Below are 5,681 nucleotides of genomic sequence, written 5' to 3'. Positions count from 1 at the left end.
GTTCTGCTCCAGGAGAGGTTCGCTAGCATAGCCTTCAATGTCTAGAGATTCCTGGGCTTGCGGTAGCACCTGCAATAACAACGGGTCATTGGGGTTCCCTTTTTCAATTTTGTTCAAAAATGGCTCGGGAACTCGTAGTGGAAAAGATGGGGCATTTTGATCGAGTAGCGGGTGCTCATCCAGCTCAAGCCTGATGAGCAAGTCTTGCGCAGAAATAGTGCTTGCACTCAGAATTTTCTTCCACTGCGACGGTTGCGCGGGTGTGTCGGTCATGCTTTTTAGCTTGATATTGGGCATGAGGCTTCCGTTGGCCAGTGTTCGTGGCGTTTGGTTAGGGCTTCGTTTCGACAGAATTGGCTGAAGCGTGTATGATTGCCGCCAATTTTTAGGCCGTTTCGCGGCTGCGTAATTTACACTGTACCGAGTCGATGCGATAGCACAATTATTCTGTGCTCGCGCGACTCCGTGCGCTTTGATTTAGAGACCCGTCCAAAACGGGAAAGATTGGGTGATAAGATGGCAAATTTCTCTACTAATGAATTTAAAGGCGGCTTGAAGGTCATGCTGGATGGCGACCCATGTTCGATTCTTGAAAACGAATATGTAAAACCGGGTAAAGGTCAGGCATTCAATCGAGTGAAATTGCGTAACTTACGCACTGGTCGCGTCTGGGAACGTACCTTTAAATCTGGTGAGTCTCTTGAGGGCGCAGATGTCATGGAACATGACATGGAGTACCTATACACAGATGGTGAGTTCTGGCACTTCATGATGACGGACGGTTCTTTCGAGCAGCACGGCGCAGATGCAAAAGCAGTAGAAGACGCAGTAAAATGGTTGAAAGAACAAGAAGTATATGTGGTTACGCTATATAACGGCGCGCCATTGACGGTTGCCCCACCAAACTTTGTTGAGCTGGAAGTGGTTGAAACGGATCCTGGCCTCAAAGGTGATACTGCACAGGGCGGTACCAAGCCGGCAACATTAACTACCGGTGCTGTGGTAAACGTTCCATTGTTTATTAACATCGGTGAGGTGTTGAAAATTGATACGCGAACTGGTGATTACGTTAGCCGAGCCAAGAGCTAAAGGCTGATAAAATAGCTAAAGGCTTATCAAATAGCTAAAGGCTTAAGTCAAAATAGAGTTTCGAGGTACTTGCATGTGGCAGTCTGCTTGCACGCATGATGCTATAAAAGCCCGCGCTGAGCTGTACGCTCAGTTGCGGGCTTTTTTCTTTGAGCGGAATGTGCTTGAAGTAGAAACGCCTGTTCTAAGTCGTTCAGGTTCGACCGACCCTTACCTCGATAGTCTTCGTATAGAGGAAGAGTCAGTGCTTTTTTTGCAGACCTCGCCAGAGTTTGCAATGAAGCGCCTGCTTGCCGATGGTAGTGGTGATATTTATCAGATTTGCAAAAGCTTTCGGCGCAATGAAGTGGGCGCACGTCATAATCCTGAGTTTACGATGTTGGAATGGTATCGTGTTGGATGGAGCTTGGACGAGCTAATGAGTGAAGTAGCGACACTTGTGTGTCACGTATTGGGTTGTCCCGAGCCCAGGAAGCTTAGTTATAAGAAAGCGTTTCATGATGTTCTGGAGATTAACCCGTTCCAGGCTTCGCTGAGTGATTTGCGAGATTGCTGCAAAACAAGAACCGGCTGCGATGCTCTTGGGTTAGACCGGGATGGCTGTTTGGACTTGCTGGTTAGTCATTGTATTGAGCCAACCCTTGGCTTTAACGAGCCTTGTTTTTTAATGGACTATCCTGCTAGTCAAGCATCGCTCGCGCGAATCGAAAAGGATGTTGATGGTGATTGTATTGGCAAGCGAGCAGAGCTTTATGTGCAAGGAATTGAGCTTGCCAATGCCTACGATGAGTTGACGGATGCAGAGGAGCAGGCGCGTCGCTTCGCAGAAGACAGAGCGCTTCGTGTTGAGCTTGGTTTGCAAGATGTCAATGCGGATGAACATTTGGTGGCTGCTTTGCAAAATGGTTTGCCCGAGTGCGCTGGTGTAGCGCTTGGCTTAGATCGCTTGCTCCTGTTAAAGCAGGGTGCCAATAAACTCTCAGATGTCTTGGCCTTTCCTTTTGATCGTGCTTAACAAGCCTCTCGTTTTATTATGCTTTTGCAGCGTCGTGTTGGTTGCCTGCTCAAAAGAGCGAGGCGAAGAAGCGTTGAACAACTATCAGTCTCGGTTGGAGAATGTTTTTGAGCGGCTAGAGTTTGAGTTAGTTTCGTCGTCTCAAGTTGATGATGAGAGTGTGCCCTCGTTACCAAATAAAGTGATAAGAGAGACAAGGTTTGACAACCAGGCCAGTACGATCAATCTGTTGGATTTTTTGCGCCTGTACGGATGTCGATTACAAGAGGTTGTTGCGCTTTCCAATGCATCTCTCGGTAAACTTGCCCCAGATTCCCAAAAACTGATCAGCACACTCAGGTTTATTGAGTTGGCGCCCGAATGTATTACCTCGTTGGTTGAAAATCAGGAACAAGAGCTGGCGCTTCAATTAACGAGCGCGCTTGATCAAAAACGCGATCGGCTTGATCGAAGCATCGCGCTCTCTGTGCTTGGAGGACCTGAATATAAAGCGTTCTGGAAGATGCCTCGAGCGCTTGAACGGTATCCTAGTGCTGATTTAAGTGGCGAGTCGGAAAGGGCTTTTTATAAGCTTGTATCAATGCGAGATACTTGGTTGAGCGGAGATGTCAGGACGGACAGAGAGCTGTTTGAGAGGCAGTTGTTTCTTATTTCGAGTGGCGATGGCGGAGCGTTATTGAAGGCGACGGCTCTTTTGCTGAAGAGAATGCAGTTATTGAATGATTTGCTTGATTCAGTGCTGGCATCAGAAAAATTGTGTACTGCGAGGACGCTCTATTCGTTCGATGTGTTGGCTAACGTTGTTCAAAAATTTTTTGTTGGTGATGTGCAAGTGTGGGCCGCTGCTTTGAGTAAACGACAGTACGCCAATTCGACGGCCATCGCTTCACTCGAGGGCGCATTTTTTGATCTGTTGAGTAATGATTATCTTAGTTGGATGAAGCGGCGAGATAGGCTTTTTAATGAGACCCGTCATGCGGTGCAGCAGCATGTAGAAAAGCTGAAAATTTTGCTCACGCAAGAAGCGCTCAAAGCAAGATGCTCAGAGCGCTAACTTAATCAAGGTTTTGCTCTCGGGGTAATCTTCCGGGCAAATGGTTCTCCCATTCGAACGGGCGCTTCGGCCGTCATGCCTTCAAGGAATTCCATGCTGCCAGCTGGAGCACAGAGTACCACTGTTGAACCCAGCTTGAAGCGGCCCATCTCTTCACCTTTTTCTATGGTAATGTCGTTGTCGAGTTGGTAGTCAAATTGCACAACATTTTTGCGCATCGGCGCAACTAAGCCTGCCCAAGTAGTTTCGACACTCGCAACGATCATCGCGCCAACGAGCACCATGGCGATGGGGCCAATGTCGGTATCAAAAATAGCAACAACACGTTCGTTACGCGCAAATAGGTTCGGGACTTTTTGAGCTGTTACAGGATTAACAGAGAATAGCTTTCCTGGAATGTAGACCATCTTACGCAGCGTGCCGGTTATCGGCATATGAATGCGGTGATAATCTTTTGGAGAAAGATAGATGGTTGCAAACTCACCATCAATAAATGGTTGCGCTAATTCGACATCTCCGCCGAGAAGTTCGTTGACATTAAAGCTCTGTCCTTTGGCCTGAAAAATCTGCCCTTGCTTAATTTTACCGAGTTGGCTAATGGCGCCATCGACAGGCGAACAAAGCACTTGCGGATCGTCGTCAATAGGACGAGCGCCTTCTTTTAATGCTCTGGTGAAGAAGTCATTAAAGCAGGCGTAAGCAGTTGGGTTCGGCTCTGCAGCTTCGCTCATATCTACTTGGTATTTCTCTACAAACCATTCTATGAAATTGTTTTTGATCGACGGTACGGTTGTGTTCGCTAGCTTTCCAGCCATGCGAGAGAGAAGGTGTTGCGGGCTGATGTATTGACTAAATACGAAGAGATCATCAACGTTCATATGAGGCTTCCAAAGAATAAGGTTCGATTATGACGCGGATGATAGCAGAGTCTCTACGGATTGGCATGATTCGATTGCTTGTTGCGTAGGGCGGCCAATGCGGCCTCAAGCGCTTTTGTTGCTAGCTTGAAATAACGGAACTGCGCCTCATCGATGGCTTTGTTCTGCGCCTGATCGGCATATAAAATTGCGACCGGTTTGTTGCGAACAAATATCGAGGCAAACAAGGACTCATCGCGCTGTGTTGTTTGCTTGAAATTCATCGGGACGAGATCAGCAACTTCCTTTCTTGAGCTGGGCTTAAGCCAAACAGCAGCGGGTTTCTCTGAAAGTACTTTGAAAATGGTGCCCTTGATAATTTGCGTTTCAAAGCCTTTCAGCGGATCTTTTTCGCTGATGCCCGAAGTGAAGTAGGATTTAAGACGCGTTTTGTCTTTGTTTAGAACATATATTGCCGATCGCTCAAGTTTGAGGCCTTGTTGAATCTGATTTGCTAGCTGCCCCATTAGCTCGGCACCGGAAGAAAAAGATGCTGGGGATTCTTTCATCTTTCGCAGCAACTCGAGAAAGCTTTTGTCGGGTGTGAACACGGTTTTCGATTCCGACGCTTTTGCCTTCTGTGAGGTGACGTCAATCGAGCCATGTTTTGGTATGGATTGTCTTGAGCTCACGCTTGTGATCGCACGTTTTTGCGGCGTAACGTGGTGTGTCGTCTCGTTCTCTGGATAGTCTTCCCTTATATCTTCGAACACCTGAGTAATGGCGCTGGTGCAGAAAGGCAGTCGATATTGACGTGCGATTTTGATGAGCCCCTGTGTAGTGAGGCTTCGCACTTCATCCACAGGCATGTTGAGGCCTGCTGAGGTGACCGCGAGGGCGCGTGAAATTTGCTTCGGTTCACTGTTGCCTAGGTAGTAATGCAGATAAAAGCGCGATAGTTCGATGAAAAATAAGGGATTTTGACGAGCAATCTTGAGTGACGGACTCAACTCGATGGCGCTATCTTGCCCACTTAGTGGCGCTTGAGGTCTGGCATTCGCTTGACCAAATTTAGCCATCATCGCCCAGTCGCGCGATGACAAACAATGCTGACTTTGTTTGGATTGAATTGCGAGCTCGGGTGCATTGAGCGCTTTTAGTATTTCCAGTTGCAACGCGTTCAAGTCGCAACCGAGTTGAACTTCGGCTTCTTGCTTCTGATGCGCTTGTGGGCAGGATGCTATCTTACGCATTAGTGGTGTTGCGTAGCACCACAAATACCATTCGGCTGCATCTGCGAAGAGACTCCCCCAAAAAACATCGTTGCCCTTTTGTGTGCCTTTTGCCTCAGCAAATGTTTGAGCTAGGCTGGCGCGAGTGAGGCTGATATTTTGCGCTTGATAGTAAGCTCGATATCCGTACTTTGTTTCCAGTTTAGGCGTTTTGGTCAGAACTTCTCGGATCTGAGCATGGCCCAGCATACTCATCGCATGGTCAAGTGTTTTGCTGAATACAGATGTTTGGCGAGGATTCTGATTGGCTTTACGCATCAAAGTGAGCGAGATCACCGGGTCTGATGCCAGTATTCTTGCGAGATCGAGATAGCTTGGCGATCCCTCATCCATTTGCTTTATGCATGTTGGCGCCAAAGATAATGCAGTAGGGA

Annotated in this window: 5 protein-coding genes and 1 pseudogene; 3 read left to right on the top strand and 3 right to left on the bottom strand. The window is 47.7% G+C overall.

Annotated features, from left to right (window positions below; all coding sequences use genetic code 11):
* Positions 1–297: pseudogene (locus tag A3751_RS12580) on the bottom strand (EF-P beta-lysylation protein EpmB); the annotation flags it as partial.
* 219 nt (positions 298–516) lie between these two features.
* Here A3751_RS12580 and efp point away from each other — a divergent pair.
* The 3 genes from efp (at position 517) to A3751_RS12565 (ending at position 3,158) form a co-directional block, all read left to right on the top strand.
* Positions 517–1,089 carry an elongation factor P gene (gene efp, locus A3751_RS12575; RefSeq protein ID WP_068456541.1) on the top strand — a complete coding sequence of 191 codons (573 nt, stop codon included), beginning with the start codon at positions 517–519 and terminating at the stop codon, positions 1,087–1,089.
* A 73-nt stretch (positions 1,090–1,162) separates the two neighbouring features.
* Entirely contained in the window at positions 1,163–2,104 is a 942-nt protein-coding gene (gene epmA, locus A3751_RS12570) for an EF-P lysine aminoacylase EpmA (protein WP_068456539.1), read from the top strand.
* A 73-nt stretch (positions 2,105–2,177) separates the two neighbouring features.
* Entirely contained in the window at positions 2,178–3,158 is a 981-nt protein-coding gene (locus A3751_RS12565) for a DUF3080 family protein (protein WP_197466318.1), read from the top strand.
* A gap of 5 nt (positions 3,159–3,163) precedes the next feature.
* Here the strand turns inward: A3751_RS12565 and asd are convergent, their stop codons facing one another.
* Entirely contained in the window at positions 3,164–4,036 is an 873-nt protein-coding gene (gene asd / locus A3751_RS12560) for an archaetidylserine decarboxylase (protein ID WP_068456534.1), read from the bottom strand.
* Positions 4,037–4,089: 53 nt separating this feature from the next.
* The coding region (locus A3751_RS12555; protein ID WP_156492416.1) for an HDOD domain-containing protein at positions 4,090–5,681 on the bottom strand (1,592 nt) is incomplete at its 5' end.

Source organism: Oleiphilus sp. HI0080 (genome assembly GCF_001635135.1).
The sequence above is the reverse complement of the archived record's forward strand: the minus strand, read 5'-3'. Positions and strand labels throughout refer to the sequence as shown.